Genomic DNA, 16,626 nt, shown 5'->3' with positions numbered 1-16,626 from the left:
TCGAATTGCGCGCAGCCACAGGCAAAGGGTTTCGCTATGGAATTATCTCTGGACAAAATACGTGAAAATGTTCAACTAATGGCCGGTTTCACCCCGACAACAAGACAGATAAGAAGGAGATTCGCATGCGTGCAGCCATCATTTCCGAGCGTAATGCCCTACCGATAGTCGGTGAGTTTCGCGAGCCCGAGCCGCAGCAGGGCGCCGTCATGATCGACGTCGACACCGCCGGCCTGGGCGGCTGGGACGTGCTCGGCGCTTATCGGCTCGGTGTCGAGTACCCCTGTGTGATTCGTGGCGAAGGCGTCGGTCGTGCCGAAGATGGCCGTCGAGTGTATTTCGGTGAGCGTTCGGTTCTGCCGTTCGGTGCCTGGGCCGAGCGCACACTGGTACCTGCCGCGGAAGTCTGGAACGTTCCTGACGATGTCGATGACAAGACCGCGATCAGCATGGGTATCGCTGGCACTGGCGCCCTCGTGCCGCTGGAAACGGCGCACATCCAGAAAGGCGAAAAAGTGCTCGTGCTCGGCGCTACCGGAACGCTTGGCCAAATCGCGCTGCAATTGGCCCGTGGGATGGGTGCCGGAAAGGTGGTGGGCGCGGCGCGTTCTGCCGAAGCACTGACGCGCTTGAAGTCGCGCGGCATCGCCGATGACGTGGTCACGCTGGGCAGTGCCGATGATGTAGCCGCGCTGAAGGAAGCAGCCGATGGCGGTTTCGACGTGGTGCTGGATCTGGTGTGCGGTCAACCCATGCTGAACGCCTTGAAGGCGACCAACTGGGGTGCACGGATCGTGACGGTCGGAACCGGGGCGGGACGCAAGCTTGATCTCGATATCGCCGATCTACTGTTCCGCTCGCTGTCGTGCATCGGCACGGGCCAGCGTCCGCCTGCCGACCGCGAGCAAATCTGGCTGCGTCTGCTGAAAATCGCGAAAGAGCAGCAGCTTCAGATCGACTACGCGGACTACACACTTGATCAGGCCGCCGAGGCCTGGGCTGCGCAGGTGTCTGGCCCGCACGCGAAAATCACGGCGAGCGTTCGCCGCTGAGCCAATGTACAGGCCGGCCGCCTCGCGCTAGCCGGCCGAGCATCGTGGTTTCTGGATCGGCTTGATGGGTACGGCTATGACGGGGCGCCCAGCTAGACGGACGATGGCGGCGGCACTTGTGTACCCGGCCCAATCCTGACCAGGCGGGCGCTGCCTGGCGGTCAGCTCGCAGCGGTGGAAAACTTAGGGAGCGACAATGGATATCCGCAGGATGAATAGAGCGGCAATACTCATGCTGTTTTTGATTATTGCCGTGCCGGCTCAAGCCGGGCGCATACAAGAAGAGCTGCAGACGACCCAGGAACTACGATCCCTGGCCTTTCTGACCTGCGCAAATGCGTTGGTGTATTTCAATCAGAACGGAAGCCCCTACGAGTTGCGTAACAAGCAGGGCTATGAACAACGAATGCTCCGCTTGCGAAGCCTGGCCAAAAGTCTGGGCGTTGCGGACGTTATAGATGAAGTGCAGCGCCTGCAAACACGCCTCGATGATACTGACAAGTTACCCCAAACCAGCGTGGCGCTACGCTCTACCGAACCCTCTTATTCACGTAGGCTGTTGCCGGTTATCGAGTCGCACGCACATCTGCAAGCCCTACTGGATACCCATTACGCCCAGCTGCAGGGTGACGAGCCTCTGGGTGAGCTTGGAAAACTACACGCCATCAGCCGCGCTATGGGCGAATTGCTGGTGAACTATCAGATCGCGTCGTTCAATCGTCTTGGCGCCGAAACATGGATACTGAGAGACGAGAAAACCCATCAACTCGATCACGAAGTAATCGATGCGTTCGAGCGTTTGTCGGCCGGCCATCCGGCACTTACCGAGGCGCTTGAGCATGCGGCACGCGAGTACTCGTTCGTCCGCGGCGTGATCCTCAAACAGGACGGCAATTGGGCGCCCAACGGGGCTGAACGCTATATGCGGTCGACGATTACCGAAGTCGACCAAATCGCCAGAGGATTGCTCCAGTAACATTGCCTGCCGCTTCTGGTGTGTGATGCCCGGCGGCAAGCGGTTTCGCGTCTTTGTGCTTTTTGTCCGGCGTGGCGATCATCACTGCGGGGCATCGGGTGATTGCGAGCTGCGATGCCTTGGCCCGGCAGGTCAGTCGGCGGCAGGCCAGGTGCCGTTGTTCATCAGGCTATCGAATGCTTCTGTCATTTCGTTGGCCGAACTAGGGTAGTCATGACGCACCCACCACAGCCATGTGCCGATCAGTGCGCCCACGAAGCTGCGCACCGCCACCTCTCCGCGCAATCCGCTGCACTCGTAGATGCCATGTTTGCGGTAGTGCTCGCGCACCAGAATCAGTAGCAAATTTTCGAGGTGAGCAAGAACGATCGCTTGTGAAGGACTGTTGAAGAATGAGGTGGTCAGGGCTGCATGCCGCACGGTGGCGTTGAACAGCCATGCTGAAACATCGAGCACGATACGTTTTTCCCCGGCGACATCGCAAACGCGGGTTTGCGGCAGGCCGATGGACTCATAACCGGCCACCAGCAAGTCTTCCTTGTCACGAAAGTGTGCATAGAACGTCGAGCGTGCTACCCCGGTATGGCTGAGCAGTTCCTGCACTGAGATGTCCCGAAAATCCTTTTCCAACGCCAATCGATACATCCCGTCCAGAAGCAGCTCTCGGGTTCGCTGTGTGCGTAACGCGTGGCGCTTGCTGGCCATGTCGGGCTTGGTCGGTCGTTCCGGCGCGGCAAAGATGTGCTGCTTCATCCTTTACCTCTGCGGAGTGTGTTTGTCGGTCGTGGCGCCAGTACCTGTAAGCGTAGCTGGCATGAGCATGGAGACTGGCACGCGCGCTTCACGGCGGACAAGACTTGTTCGATTGAGCGAGCGCAACAGTCGTCTCTGTGCGGCGAAATCGAACAGATCGGGAATTCTGTCCGTTGTGGATTCTTCAGTCGAAACCTACCTTTCTTTCACCCCCAAGCACCGGGAGCTCGCTGATGGGCGTCGATCAAGCCGCTCCGGTTAGTTGTTGAACGTTAGTTGTTGAGCGGCTGAGGGCAGAGGTGCGGTCGGTTAATCAACCAGCGAAGTGCTTGCATCGGCAACGCCCACAACCCGTGAAATAGAACGCATCAAGCAGATCGCGACATGCAATCCATTCAAACGACAGAAGAATAACAATGAGCCAATCCTACGATTACATCATTGTCGGCGCCGGTTCTGCCGGCTGCGTGATGGCCAACCGGCTATCCGCCGACCCGAGCGTTTCGGTACTGCTCATCGAAAGCGGCCCCGACCATACCAGTCCCTTAATCGCCATGCCGCGCGGGATCGGCAAATTGCTGATGGCCGGCAACCCGCATGTATGGGATTACCAGGCCTCGCGCGGTGAAGGCATGGCCACTGAATTGTGGCTCAAGGGTAAAGCCATCGGCGGCTCCAGTTCGGTCAACGGCATGGTCTACGTGCGCGGCGCGCCGGCAGATTACGATGGCTGGGAAGCGCAAGGTTGCTACGGCTGGGGTTGGGCGGACATTGGCCGACAGTTCGTCGCGCTGGAGGACCATCAGCTTGGCGCATCCCAGTGGCGTGGCGCTGGCGGCCCGCTCAAGGTCACCGTACATCCATCGGGCGATCCGCTATGCGAAGCCATCATCAACGCCGCCGGCTCGATAGGCACTGCGCGGGTTGCCGACACCAATCATGTGGATTTAGTCAGCAACGGTGGCTTCGGTTACCAGCCGCAGACCACCTGGAACGGGCAACGCTTCAGCGCGGCCAAGGCATTTCTCGATTCGGTGCGGGATCGTCCGAACCTGACCGTGATGACTGGCACGCACGTCCAGCGCATTGAGTTCCAGGAGCGTCGCGCGGTCGCCGTGCATATAGCAGGGAAGGGCGGCGAACAGTCGTTTGGCGTGCGCCGGGAAGTGGTGTTGTGCGCGGGCGCCATCGAGTCGCCAAAGCTGTTGCAGTTGTCCGGCATCGGGCCGGCAGAATTGTTGAAGCAGCATGGCATTGCGCTCGTGCAAGACTCACCGGACGTAGGTCGCAACCTGCGTGAGCACGTCTATATGGCGGTGCAGTATCGGGTTACCAGCGGCAGCCTGAATCATTGTTTCGCAGGCTTCGGCCTGCTGCGTTCGGTGGCGCAATATTTCTTCAGCAAGAAAGGCCCAATGACCCACGCCGCGCACGAAGCGGGCGGTTTCGTGAAGACCCGGCCGGGCCTGGATCGCCCGGATGCGCAGATCGGCGTCAGCCTGTATTCCATGGATGGCGACGGCAAGACGGTGATGATCGACAAGCATCCCGGCCTGACCATTGGCGGTTATTTCATGCATCCCCAGAGCCAGGGCGAAATCACCATCCAGTCGGCCGATCCAGCCGTGCCGCCGAAGATCGTAGCCAACTACCTAACCGCCGAGGCCGATCGGGTCGCCGCCATCTCGCTGCTGCGCTGGATCCGCCGTCTGGCGGCCGAACCGGCGCTCAAGCCGTTCATCGTTCAGGAGCTGACGCCGGGATCGCAGGTGCAAAGCGATGAGGAAATCCTCGCCGCGTTCCGCCGGTTCGGACAGACCGCTTTTCATGTTTCCGGCACCTGTCGGATGGGCGCGGACAGCGATTCGGTGCTCGATCCCGAGCTGAGGGTGCGCGGGGTCGAGGGCGTCCGTGTCGTCGATACCTCGATCATGCCGAGCCTTGTCTCGGGCAACACCAATGCGCCGGCGATGGTCATTGCCATGCGCGCCGCCGAAATCATCACTGGCACCGCTGTCACTGGCATAACCAAAGGAGCTGTAGCGGCATGAGCATTCCATTTACGCAGCTGAACAAACTCTATATCGATGGCGCCTGGGTTTCGGCAAACGGTCCGACCGAAGCCGTGCTCAACCCCGCCACCGAGGAAGTGATCGGCCAAGCGCCGGTGGGCGATACCGCCAGTGCCGACGCCGCTATTGACGCCGCACGTCGTGCGTTCGATAGCGGCCCCTGGCCGTGGCTGAGCATGGCCGAGCGTGCCGGTTATATGCGCCGTATGCACAGTGCACTGGTGGCGCGCCGGGAGGAAATCGCCGCGCTGATCATCGCCGAGGTCGGCTGCGCGCAAGGTGTTACCTATGCGATGCAGGTCGATATGCCGCTGGCTCATGTGCTCAAAGCCATCGACCAGTCGCTGCACGACGCGACGCAGCAGATTCCTGTGGAAGCAACGCCCAATCCGTTCAACCCGGGCGGGCCGATGATCCTCGGCAGCGGCAGCATCGAGCGCGAACCGATCGGCGTGGTTTCAGGCATCACCGGCTATAACTTCCCGTTTTTGCTCAATCTGGCGAAGATCTTCCCGGCGCTGCTGGCGGGCAACACGCTGGTGCTCAAGCCGTCACCGTTCACGCCTTACTCGGCACTGCTGTTCGGTGAAATCGCCGAGCAAATCGGTTTGCCCAAGGGCGTGCTCAATATTGTCACCGGCGGAGTCGAGGTTGGCAGCCTGCTAAGCAGCGATCCGCGGGTGGATATGGTGTCGTTCACCGGCTCCGAAGCGGTGGGTGTGAGCATCATGTCCCAGGCTGCGCCGACGCTGAAGCGTCTGCACCTTGAACTGGGCGGTAAATCTGCTTTGATCGTGCGGCCCGACGCCGACATCCAGGGCACGGCCCTGGGCGCCATTGCCGGTCTGACGGTAAACGCCGGCCAGGGCTGCGCCTTGCTTACGCGCTTCCTGGTGCACAACTCGATCCGAGAGCAGTTCGTACAAATGGCCAAGGCAGTGGCCAGCCAGATGAAGATTGGCAACCCGGCCGACCCGAGCGTGGTGATGGGTCCACTGATTCGTGAATCGCAGCGGGCCAAGGTCGAGCATTTCGTTGCCAGTGGCCGCGATTCGGGCGCCACGCTGGTATGCGGAGGCGGTCGCCCGCAGGGCTTGGACAAAGGCTTCTTCAGCGATATCACCCTGTTCGATGACGTGCGCAACGACATGACCATCGCCCAGGAGGAAATCTTCGGGCCAGTGGGCGTGGTCATCGGTTTCGATACCGATGAAGAGGCCATCGCCATCGCCAACGATTCGCGCTATGGCCTCAATGGCGCGGTCGCCACGACCGACGCCGCGGTTGCCTACCAAATGGCCCGACGCATCCGCGCGGGCAGCGTTTATATCAACGGTGGCGGCGGCAAGATGCCCTATGCGCCAATCGGCGGCTTCAAGCGCTCGGGCATCGGTCGCGAGTTCGGTCCGGACTGGCTGAAAGAGTTCACTCAGGAAAAATCCATCATTTATCCCATCGGGCGCTAGGCCGTTCGGCAACACACGGCGCCGTTCATGGCGCCATCCCGATCGGTCTTCGAAAGCTCATTAACGGCCCCTTGTGGGCCGTTTTTTTGCCCAGCAAACGGCTGCGCCCTCGCTGATCTTCCGTGGCGCTTGCAGGCAGGCGTGATGCATTTCAGCGATATCGCTTTGCATTTGAGCGATAGCCGGTTTCGTTGTGTCGCCGTGAGTCGTCCCGTCTACTGAAGCAGCTGCCCCTGGCTAGAGGGGCGCGCAGGTCAGCTGACAATAAAAACAATGGGCGCGACGGAGAATGTGATGTTCAAGACCACGTTAATTGCCAATTCGGCGCTGATCCTGGCGGCGGTTCTCGTCTGGGGCAGTCAGGCGCAGGCGGCTCAATACGATCTCGGCAACCCCGACCTCTCGATGCGTTGGGACAACACCTTGCGCTACAACCTGGGTATTCGTGCCGAGAGCCGTGATGACGCATTGGCCAACAACGCCACTTATGACGAATCCGACTCCAAGTTCGACCGCGGCGATGTGGTGACAAATCGCGTCGATCTGATGAGCGAATTCGAGTTGGCCTACAAGCGCTACCACGGTTTTCGCATCAGTGGCGCAGCCTGGTATGACCAGGCGTATTCCGATACCGATGTCGAAACCGGTTCGGGCGCGGTGTACTACCCAGGCGCGTTTCCCGGTGCGAGCGTTCCGAGCTATCGCGGTGGGGAATATTCGAGCCATACCAAGCGTTATCACCATGGCCCCAGCGGCGAACTGCTGGATGCCTTCGCGTTTACCCGCTTCTATGTAGGTGACGCCCCCGTCAGCGTGCGGGCCGGTCGGCATACGGTGTACTGGGGCAACGGACTCCTGATCGCGGGACATGCGTTGTCGTATTCCCAGGCACCGCTGGATGGCCGCAAGGCGCTCGCCAATCCGGGCACCGAAACACGGGAAATCTTCCTGCCGCTGGCTCAGGTTTCGGCCCAGGCACAGGTCACCGACCGACTATCCGTCGCCGGCCAATATTTCTTCGAGTGGGACAGCACCCGGGCGCCGGAAGGCGGGACCTATCTGGCCTCGGCCGATGTCGCCCTAGAAGGTCCCAACCAGTTGCCGGTTGCGCCGGGTTTCGCGCGTCCCATCGTCGATGCGCTGGAACCCGGCGACAACGGCAATTGGGGCGTAATGGCCAGTTACGGGCTGGACTTCATGCATTCCGAGGTCAGCGCCTATTACCGTGAATTCGATGACTACGCGCCGTGGGGCCTGCAGGTCGGGCCGGATTTTGCCCGCTACGTGTACGCCGAAAACACCAAGCTCTACGGTCTGGGCTGGTCGATGGGGCCGGTGCTGGGCGGCGCTTCGGTAGGTATCGATCTTTCCTACCGCAAGGATGCGCCCTTGATATCCAGTGGCATCAGCCTGGCGGACAACCAGGGCGCGCGTGGCGACACCCTGCATATGGTGGTCAACGGGTTGTGGCTGTTGCCGCGCACGGACTATTTCGACACCGGCACCCTGATCGCCGAAATGGCTTACAGCCATCTGGACAAGGTCACCCATAACGAGGGCCTGTTCCGCGGCGAAGGCTACGGCGGCTGCGCAGCGGGGCAGGACAAGGAATGGGGTTGCGCCACGCGCAACTATGTCGGCGCGGCGCTCAGCTTCACGCCGCAGTGGCTGGGCGTGTTCCCCGGCTGGAACCTGTCCATGCCTATGAGCGTGGATTACGGCATTTCCGGCAACGCCGCGACAGGTGGCGGCAACGAAGGCCGCTACACCTACAAGGTCGGCGTGAAGGCGCTGTTCGACGAGCGCTACGACTTCACCCTGGCTTACATCGGCTATGGCAGCCAGCGCAACTACGACGATATCTCCGGCGTCGGCAAGACCGTCGTCGGCGGCAGCGGCGACATCGGCCTGTCTGACCGCAACTGGCTATCGCTCACATTCAGCACGGCATTCTGAGTAGATCACCACGCGTCGGCCTGCATGCAGGCCCGCCGCGAATCTGCGCGCTTTTCCGGTATTGCCGAGACTTTGCTCGACGGGCAGGCGCGCTTTCCAGGCGATGACAAAAACAACGATGACTGGAGGTATACATGTTCTTCAACCGATCTGTGACCGGGTTGCTGGCCGCCATGAGCGCAGCGTCAGCATTCGCAGCGCCTTATACGCCCGCTGACCTTGGCAATGAGCTGACCCGATTCGGTGCGATAGCCGCAGGCAACGAAGCGGGCACAATCCCGCCCTATGACGGTGGTCTGAAAGTACCGGCAGGCCTGAAGCCCGGCGACGGTCAATGGCCGAATCCGTTCGAGGGCGAGAAACCTCGGCTTCGGATAACGGCAGCCAACGCCGATGAATATGCCGAGCAGCTTTCATCGGGGCAAATGAAGTTGCTCAAGCAGTATCCCGACACCTATTACATGGACATCTACCCGACGCACCGCACCGCGGCATTCCCGGAGGCATTTCTGGCGGCCACCGAGCGCAATGCGAAGAGCCCGGAATGCAAAACCATCAACGATGGCCTTTCGATCACCGAAGACTGTCGGGGTGGCTTGCCTTTTCCGCTGCCCGAAAGCGGTGAGCAGGTGATGTGGAACTACATTCTCAATTACCAAGGCATCAACGGTTGGGACTGGAACCACAGCGCCTATGTCGTCAACCAGGGCCACGCCACGCTGACTAACACCAATCAATCCACCGGTGAAAAACCGTATTACCAGATTGGCGTGGACGGTCGGGACCCGGCGATGGCGCAGCGCATATGGTCGCGCGTCGTTGCGCCAGCCCGTACCGCCGGGCAGGCATCGGGGTACTGGGATTACCTCGATCCGGTGAAAAGTTCGCGCTACGCCTGGAGCTACACCACCGGCCAGCGCCGAGTCCGCCAGGCACCCGAATTCAATTACGACACGCCCAACTCGGCCTTTGGCGGCGTGGCGTTCTATGACGAGATTTTCCTGTTCTCGGGAAAGATGGATCGCTTCGACTGGAAGCTGGTCGGCAAGAAGGAAATGTTCATTCCCTACAGCAATTACAAGCTGAAGTGGGGCTGCGACATGGATACCAAACTGATGCCCAACCACATCAATCCTGACTGCGAGCGCTGGGAGCTGCATCGCGTCTGGGTGGTCGAGGCAACCCGCAAGGAGGGCGTGCGCCACGCGCAGAGCAAACGCCGCTACTACATCGACGAGGACACCTTTGGCGCAGCGGTTTACGACGCGTGGGACGACAGCGGCGAAATGTTCCGGGCCGGCGCCCAATACAACATCCAGGCCTACGGCATTCCCAACAATCCTCAGCAGGACGCCTACTCGCTGTACGACTTCACCCGCAGCCAGTACGGCATGTTCGGCAACGGCCCGACGCGCTATCGCGACAAACCGATCGCCGAGCGCGAAGCCAATCCACAAACCATAGCCGGCGGCCAGACGCGCTGAGCACTGCACGCGGCGAGCGCCGTGTCTGTCGCTGAAAGCGGGGCAGGCGATCGCTGCCGCCGCTGGCGTCACGGGTGGCCTAGATGAATTAAAGAAGAGGGGCGTTGTTGATGAGCAATCGACTGGAAAACAAAGTGGCGCTGATCACCGGCGCGGGCAGCGGCATCGGCCGCGCATGCGCTCAGATGTTCGCGAAGCAGGGCGCTCAGGTCGTGGTGACCGACCTCTACGCCGACGCGGCCGAGCGCGTCGCTGAAGACATCTCTCAGGCGGGAGGCAAGGCGATAGGGATGAAGGTCGATGTGGGCCATGAAGAAGATCTGGCCCAGATGGTCGAGGCTGCGATGACAACCTTCGGCCGTCTCGACGTGCTGTTCAACAACGCCGTGAACAAGAACCCCGACACCGCAAGAGACGTGGACTTCCTCAATTTCAACGAGGATCTGTTCCACGACAACATGCGCGTCAACGTATTGGGCGGCGTGCTCGCCTGCAAACACGCTCTGCCACACATGCTCGAGCAGGGGCAGGGCTCGATCATCTTCACCTCGTCCACCAGCTCGATTGCCGGTGAAGTTGCCCAGTTCAGCTATGGCGCTTCGAAGGCCGCAGTGAACTGGTACGTGCAAACGCTGGCGGCAACCTTCGGCAAGCGCGGCGTGCGCTGCAACGCAATCCTGCCGGGCGTGATTCGCACCGCCGCCCTCGACGGCTGGGCCAACGACAAGATGGTGCAGGGCTTTATGGATATCCAGAACGTGCCGCGCCTCGGCCTGCCCGAAGACATCGGCGCGATGGCCGTTTACCTCGCCTCTGACGAATCGAGCTACGTCAACGGCGCGCTCATGCGAGTCGACGGTGGCATGAGTTGTACCACGCCGATGGTGCCGGTGGTACGCGCCTATCTCTGAGCGTCACCCGTCCTCCGGCGGGAGACGTCATCACCTTTCCTGGGAAGCAAACATGGGCATACGACAAGAAACGTTTATCCGCGAATTCCTCGACGCCTGGGGCGACGGCACGGCCGAATCGCGCCCGCAGCTCGACAGGATCATTTCGATGATGGCCGAGGACGCCGTCTGGCAACTGTGGGTGCCGGGCGGGCCCGTCATTCGGGGGCGCGAGGCCCTCCGGCGCGAGATTGAACGGCAGATGAGCTACGTCACCCACAACAAATGCACGATCCGCCAGATCGTGTCTTCGGATGACGTGGTCATGACCGAGCGCGACGACTATGCCGTGTCCAGCGGCAAACCGATGCCGCATTCGATGGTGGCCGTCTACGAACTCGACGAGCAGGGCCTGATCAAGGCCTGGCGCGAATATCTCGATACCGCGGATCTGGCCAAGAAGCTCGGTGTATCGGTCGCCGACGTCGGCGGGCCGAGCCTTCAAGCGGCTGAGCGCTGAGCCCCCATTGTTTAGGAGTGTGGAATGGATACGGCAGTAAAAGAACAAGAAAGCGCCGCTGCAACCAGCGAAAGCAAGTTGAAGGCATTCGTCGAGCAGCTCACGGGTGGGCGGGTCACGAACATGCAGCGGCTGGTTCGCTGGCGTCCGGCGTGGAATCTCGAAGTTGACATCAATGGCCAGACGCAGCGCCTGCACCTGCGAGGCGAACGCGGCGGCGACGTCAGTCCCTTTCCTGACCTGCGCCGCGAAGCCGAGATACTCATGTTGCTTGGCCAGCACGGCATTCCGGTGCCGCGTATCCATGGATTCTGCGAAGACCCGCCAGCGATAGTCATGGAGCTGGTGCGCGGAACGCGTGATCTTTCCGCTGCCCGCAGCGACGAAGAACGGCGCGATCTGGCTCGCCAGTACGTGCGAGCCATGGCCGCCATGCACCAACTGCCCGTCGAACCCTTCGTGGCGCAGGGCATCGACCTGCCAAAGGGCGCCGAGGCCATTTCGCTGGCTGGTTTGGAGGCTTATTACCCGCTCTACGAACGCAACAAGACACGGCCGCAGCCCTTGGTGGAATTCGCTCTCGGCTGGTTGCGCCGCAACGTACCCATGCACCGTACCGACGCGCGTTTCGTGCAGTACGACTCGGGCCAGTACCTGTTCGAGAACGGCCAGCTGAACGCTCTTTACGACTTCGAATTCGCGATGATCGGCGACCCGCTGGCCGATCTCGCTTCGGCGCGTATGCGCGACAATTATGAGCCGCTGGGCGATAGCTTCTGTGACTTGTATGCCTATTACCAGGAAGTCACTGGCGAGCGGCCGGACCCGGACGTGGTGCGCTTTCATACCGCGTTGTTTTCCACGGTCAGCGCCATGCAGTTTTCTTCCACCGTGGCCACGCCTCAGCCTGGCGATCCACACGATACCTACACCGAGTTCGACATCGCCTTGCGTCGTGTAGTGGTGCATGCGCTGGCCGAGGCGATGGGTGTTCCCCTCGAAACCCCGGCACTGGACATCGCCACGCAAGGGCCGAACACGGCATTGCTGATGATGCTCGAGGATGCCGTCGCGCAGGTGAAGGTGAGTGATGAGTTTCAGCAATCCAAGCTCAAGTCGGTGAGCAAGCTGGTCGAGTATCTCGTCAAGGGAGACGCCATGACGTTGCGATTACAAGCCTTGGAACAGGCGGACGCCGAAGCGCTACTGGGCCGCACATTCGGCCATTACAGCGAGATCGACGCGGCATTGGAGGACTTCGTGGGTAGCGCCGGCCCGGAATATGACGAGCCCTTGTTGAAACTGTTCATGAAACAGATCGAGCGGCGCGTGCTGGTGTTCGGCGGCACGGCGATTGGTGGCTCGGCGAGCCACATCGATCTGCCACCGATCGAGCCCCGCTGAAACCGGCCATTCACAGCCGTAGCCAAGCCACCCGTTCAGTTAGAAAGGAAGTTGTTCCATGTCCGAGCAAGACACTCTCGCCTTCACGAAAAAATATGGCCCTTGGGCCGTCATCGCAGGTGCTTCCCACGGTGTTGGTGCCGCGCTTGCCGACCAGGTGGCTGCAAAGGGTCTGAACTGCGTGCTGGTTGCCCGGCGCGAAGATGCCCTGACCGACCTGAAGAACCAGCTTGTCGACCGTTATGGCGTCGAGGTGCTGGTCGTCACACTTGACCTGACGCTGGACGATGCCGCCGACCGGCTGGTGGCAGCGGTGGCGGACCGGGAAGTAGGGCTGCTGATCTATAACGCCGGCGGCGATCCATACATCACCCGCTTCCTCGACACGCCGGTTGAAGACTGGTGCAAATTGCTGCACCTCAATACCCGGACGATCATGCGCTGCTGCCATGCGTTCGGTGGCCGAATGGTTGCGCGTGGCGCCGGTGGGGTCTTGCTGGTTGGCTCCCAGGCTGCGCTGGGTGGCGTGCGCAAGCTGGCTATGTACGCGGCCACCAAGTCTTTCGCCATGACGTTGGGGGAAGGGCTCTGGGCCGAATGGAAGGGGCAGGGCGTCGATGTGTTGAACCTGCTGATCGGCACGGTCGATACGCCAACCATGCGCGACGCGATGGTCAGGCAAGGAATCGCCGGCGCCCTGACGATGCAACTGGCCAAGGCCGAGGACATCGCTGCGATCGCGCTACGCGAGTTGCCCAACGGGCCGACGCTTATCCATCCCGACGATCTGGCCGAGTCCCCCACCGGGTCGCATTCGGGGCAGGCGCGGCGCGAACACGTACAGCGGATCAGCGCGGAGTCTGCACTCTTTATCGGTGATTGAAACCGTGAGCGAGGGCGGCCGGTCGAGTCCGAGCGCGGCAGCAAACGCAGTGGGTTTTCCATACACCAGGCAGAGTCCGAAACATGAAAAATTTCGACAATACGGAGTTCAAACGAGGCTGGCGGATTCTCATCCTTGCAATCGTCGGGGTGGCCACCAGCTCGAGTTCCCTGCTGTTGTACAGCTTCAGCTCGATGGTGATTCCGCTCGAAGAGGCGATGGGCTGGCCGCGCGCCGACCTCCAGGCTTCGATCACCGCGCTTTCGCTGGGCACCATCATTGCCGCGCAATTGGCCGGCTGGCTGAACCTGCGTTACGGTTTGCGGCTGGTCACGCTGATCTCCCTGGTGACGCTGGCACTCAGTATGTTCGCCTTGTCACGTGCTTCGGGATCGATCTGGATGCTCTATCTGGGGTTTTTCCTGGTTCCGCTGGCCGGTTTGGGGACGCTGCAGGTGACCTGGTCGCATCTGGTCAATCTCTGGTTCGAGGAGAACCGAGGCTTTGCCCTGGCGATCATCCTGAGCGGCTCCGGGCTGGCGGCGATCATGCTTCCGCTCATCACGACCTGGGCGATCTCGCGCTGGGACTGGCGGGCGGGTTTCATTGCGCTGGGTGCGTTGCCGGTGCTGCTGGCGTTGCCACTGACGCTGCGCTGGTTGTTGCCGGTGGCCAAGGGCCACGCGTCACACTCGATGCAGAGCGGCGCCGAGCGAAGCCATCCGGGAATGCTGCTGCGTGATGCGCTGCGTTCGTGGCGCTTCTGGATCTGCAATCTTTCGATGACGCTGGTGGTGTCCTGCGTGGTTGGCATGGTGACCAATATCATTCCGCTTTTGCGGGACAAGGGCATCGCGGCGGAGCAGGCCAGCCAGATCTTCAGCACCTTCGGGATATCGCTGATCCTTGGTCGCCTAGTGGTGGGTTACCTGATCGATCGATTGTGGGCACCTGGCGTCGCGGCTGTGGCCTTGCTGATGCCCGCCTTGGCCTGTCTGGTGTTTCTCTATGCAGATGCCAGCATCTGGTTGTTCGTTCTTGCAACCCTGTTGGTCGGCCTTGGCGCAGGTGCGGAATTCGACATCGCCGCTTTCCTGATCGCCCGCTATTTCGGTATGCGTGACTACGGCCGCCTGTTCGCCGTGCATCTGGGCCTGATCACTGCCGGGGCCGCTGCCGCGCCTTTGCTGTTCGGCGCCCTGTATGGCGCGAGCGGCAGCTATACCGGCCTGCTGGCCTTCTGCTGCATCTGCTTTACCGTGGGGCCATTGTTGCTGCTTGGATTAGGCGGCTACCCGGTGTTCGAGCGCGAGGCGGAGGCCGCACCGGTCTAGCTGGCGTTCTGCTCATCAGGCCAGGCCTCGCGTTGGCCTGGTGAGCGCTGTCGACGGAACTCCTCGGGCGTCCAGCCGACCGCTTTTCGAAACGCCGCGGAAAAGGCGGCGGCGCTCTGGAACCCGGTCATGTAGGCGATCTGCTTGATCAACAGGGAAGGGTCGCCGAGGAGCCTCATTGCCCGGTTGACCCGTGCTTCGGCCGAGTATTGGCGCAGGGTCTTGCCCGTGGTGTTCTTGAAATAAACCGACAGCTTTCGTTCCGGCAAGGCACACAGATCGGCCAGCTTGCGCAGCGAAATATCGTTTGCATCGGCGTCCAGAGCTTCCCTCAAGTGCTGCAGCTGACGGCGACTCAGCTTGCCGGGTTCGTCGTCATCGCGCTGTTTGCCAAGAAATTCCTTGCGCAGTTCCAGCGCGATACCGGTCATCAGGCATTCGATATGGAGCTCGCTGGCAAACCCGGGGAATGCAACCTCTTCGCCAAGCCTGCGCAGCGAGGCCTGCAGATAGTTGCTTTGGAGGTTCAACATGGCGTCCGTGATGCAGTGTTCCCAGTCCCAGCGGTAAGCCGCGAGCGGCGCGATGGCAGCGGGGTCGAACAGGCAGATCACCGCTTTTTGCTGACAAGCCCGATGCTTGAAGTGAAAGTCGCTTCCCGGTGGGATGAAGATCGTCTGGCCGAGCGGCTGGCAGCTTCCGCGGTTGCCCGACAGGGTGCCACGATTTGACAACGGCGCGTTTTCGGGAGCTTCGGCCAGCAGTAGCCTGATCAGACAGTGATCGGTCAGGTGAATCAGCGCGGCTCCCGAGCTGGACCAATGTGCATGCTCGACGCGAACCTCAAAGCCCTTGTTGGACAAGCCGGCTTCGGTGGAAAAATTGCCCGCATGGGGGGACTCGTATTCCCGATATTCGATGACATTCATGTCGCTTCCTTCAGCCGTTCTTATTGTTGATGCTGAGCTTTCCTGTCGCTGACTGACATGCCAGATGCAGGTTTACGAAATGAGGACCGTCTCCGAGTGTACTTTCAGATCAAGCTTGGCGAGTGATAGCGTTCGGAGCCAGATTTTGAAATTTTGATGGCCAGGGGCGCCAGCCACTCGCTGCGCCAGCCGCGCTATTCGTGGCGGCAACTGCTGGGCAGCTTCTCAGACGGCGGAGGTTTTACCCAGCTCAATATCGGATTCTCGTTTGTCCCGCAGTCAAAGCTGACCGATGGACAAGGGTGCAGGCTCGGCCTAGTTTTCCATACCGCAACGGCTGAAAAGCCTGCCCGACCCGATTTTGCGGACAACAGACAACGGAGAGAACCGTGAGTAACACGATCGAGGACAACAAAGCGCTGGTGCGTCGATATGTACAGGCCGTTATTGACGGCGACATGGATACCTTCGAGGCGTTGCAGCATCCAGATGTCAAATGGTGGACGTTGACCCGAGGCGACATGAGCCGCGAAGCGTTCAATACCGCGGTACGCAGCGGCCTGCTAAGTGCCGATAAGCGCTCGGTGGTAATCACCGGATTGACCGCTGAAGGCGATCGCGTCGCCTATGAAGCGCAGGGCGAGATGGTGTTTGCCGACCGCGTCTATCGCAACAGTTACCACAACCTGCTGGTGATCCGCGACGGCTTGATCGTCGAGGGCCGCGAATACATGGATACCAAGGCCTCCACCGAGGCGCGCCTTGCATAGCCGGCCATTATCAAAACTGTAAATCGAACGAAGGCGGCCTGCCTGGCCAAGCGCCGCCCCGTCTGGCGGCGGCTGGTGCAGTCATGCGGTGTTGCGGCGAGCAGGCAACAACCCCTTGCCCACTGCGCGAACGCCAG

The 16,626-nt window shown here is 61.0% G+C and carries 14 protein-coding genes; 12 read left to right on the top strand and 2 right to left on the bottom strand.

Annotated features, from left to right (window positions below):
• Nucleotides 1-125 precede the first annotated feature (125 nt).
• Nucleotides 126-1,052 carry a quinone oxidoreductase family protein gene (locus tag ACQKEK_RS13085; RefSeq protein ID WP_021208026.1) on the top strand — a complete coding sequence of 309 codons (927 nt, stop codon included), beginning with the start codon at nucleotides 126-128 and terminating at the stop codon, nucleotides 1,050-1,052.
• Nucleotides 1,053-1,284: 232 nt separating this feature from the next.
• Nucleotides 1,285-2,028: a hypothetical protein gene (locus ACQKEK_RS13080; RefSeq protein ID WP_392569969.1), complete on the top strand. Its 744-nt coding sequence runs from the start codon at nucleotides 1,285-1,287 to the stop codon at nucleotides 2,026-2,028.
• Nucleotides 2,029-2,160: 132 nt separating this feature from the next.
• Here the strand turns inward: ACQKEK_RS13080 and ACQKEK_RS13075 are convergent, their stop codons facing one another.
• Entirely contained in the window at nucleotides 2,161-2,781 is a 621-nt protein-coding gene (locus ACQKEK_RS13075) for a TetR/AcrR family transcriptional regulator (protein ID WP_021208024.1), read from the bottom strand.
• A gap of 416 nt (nucleotides 2,782-3,197) precedes the next feature.
• Between ACQKEK_RS13075 and ACQKEK_RS13070 the strand changes: the two genes are divergently transcribed.
• The 9 genes from ACQKEK_RS13070 (at nucleotide 3,198) to ACQKEK_RS13030 (ending at nucleotide 14,790) form a co-directional block, all read left to right on the top strand.
• The gene (locus ACQKEK_RS13070) at nucleotides 3,198-4,832 is read left to right on the top strand and encodes a GMC family oxidoreductase (protein WP_499143053.1); all 1,635 of its coding nucleotides are present in this window, start codon (nucleotides 3,198-3,200) and stop codon (nucleotides 4,830-4,832) included.
• Nucleotides 4,829-6,319 carry an aldehyde dehydrogenase family protein gene (locus tag ACQKEK_RS13065; protein WP_499143051.1) on the top strand — a complete coding sequence of 497 codons (1,491 nt, stop codon included), beginning with the start codon at nucleotides 4,829-4,831 and terminating at the stop codon, nucleotides 6,317-6,319. Before ACQKEK_RS13070 ends, ACQKEK_RS13065 begins: the two co-directional genes overlap by 4 nt.
• Before the next feature lie 294 nt (nucleotides 6,320-6,613).
• Nucleotides 6,614-8,275 carry a DUF1302 domain-containing protein gene (locus ACQKEK_RS13060; RefSeq protein WP_499143049.1) on the top strand — a complete coding sequence of 554 codons (1,662 nt, stop codon included), beginning with the start codon at nucleotides 6,614-6,616 and terminating at the stop codon, nucleotides 8,273-8,275.
• A gap of 134 nt (nucleotides 8,276-8,409) precedes the next feature.
• Complete coding sequence (locus ACQKEK_RS13055) at nucleotides 8,410-9,759, top strand: DUF1329 domain-containing protein (protein ID WP_021208020.1); 1,350 nt, start codon at nucleotides 8,410-8,412, stop codon at nucleotides 9,757-9,759.
• Between the two features lie 110 nt (nucleotides 9,760-9,869).
• Nucleotides 9,870-10,670 carry an SDR family NAD(P)-dependent oxidoreductase gene (locus tag ACQKEK_RS13050; protein ID WP_042928750.1) on the top strand — a complete coding sequence of 267 codons (801 nt, stop codon included), beginning with the start codon at nucleotides 9,870-9,872 and terminating at the stop codon, nucleotides 10,668-10,670.
• 52 nt (nucleotides 10,671-10,722) lie between these two features.
• Nucleotides 10,723-11,169: a nuclear transport factor 2 family protein gene (locus ACQKEK_RS13045; protein WP_021208018.1), complete on the top strand. Its 447-nt coding sequence runs from the start codon at nucleotides 10,723-10,725 to the stop codon at nucleotides 11,167-11,169.
• A gap of 24 nt (nucleotides 11,170-11,193) precedes the next feature.
• Nucleotides 11,194-12,573, top strand: a complete 1,380-nt coding sequence (locus ACQKEK_RS13040) for a phosphotransferase family protein (RefSeq protein WP_499143046.1) — start codon at nucleotides 11,194-11,196, stop codon at nucleotides 12,571-12,573.
• Between the two features lie 58 nt (nucleotides 12,574-12,631).
• Nucleotides 12,632-13,456, top strand: coding sequence for an SDR family NAD(P)-dependent oxidoreductase (locus ACQKEK_RS13035; RefSeq protein WP_499143044.1), 825 nt, complete (start codon nucleotides 12,632-12,634; stop codon nucleotides 13,454-13,456).
• Nucleotides 13,457-13,539: 83 nt separating this feature from the next.
• Entirely contained in the window at nucleotides 13,540-14,790 is a 1,251-nt protein-coding gene (locus ACQKEK_RS13030) for an MFS transporter (RefSeq protein ID WP_499143042.1), read from the top strand.
• Here ACQKEK_RS13030 and ACQKEK_RS13025 read toward each other — a convergent pair.
• Nucleotides 14,787-15,719 carry a helix-turn-helix domain-containing protein gene (locus ACQKEK_RS13025; RefSeq protein ID WP_102832410.1) on the bottom strand — a complete coding sequence of 311 codons (933 nt, stop codon included), beginning with the start codon at nucleotides 15,717-15,719 and terminating at the stop codon, nucleotides 14,787-14,789. The two genes, ACQKEK_RS13030 and ACQKEK_RS13025, sit on opposite strands and share 4 nt — an antisense overlap.
• 389 nt (nucleotides 15,720-16,108) lie before the next feature.
• Here ACQKEK_RS13025 and ACQKEK_RS13020 point away from each other — a divergent pair, with 389 nt between their 5' ends.
• A complete protein-coding gene (locus ACQKEK_RS13020; RefSeq protein ID WP_021208013.1) occupies nucleotides 16,109-16,489 on the top strand; it encodes a nuclear transport factor 2 family protein in 381 nt (126 codons plus the stop codon).
• Nucleotides 16,490-16,626: the final 137 nt, after the last annotated feature.

The organism is Pseudomonas sp. NPDC077408, from assembly GCF_050269105.1.
Classification (GTDB): domain Bacteria; phylum Pseudomonadota; class Gammaproteobacteria; order Pseudomonadales; family Pseudomonadaceae; genus Stutzerimonas.
This window is presented reverse-complemented; position numbering and strand designations above follow the sequence as displayed.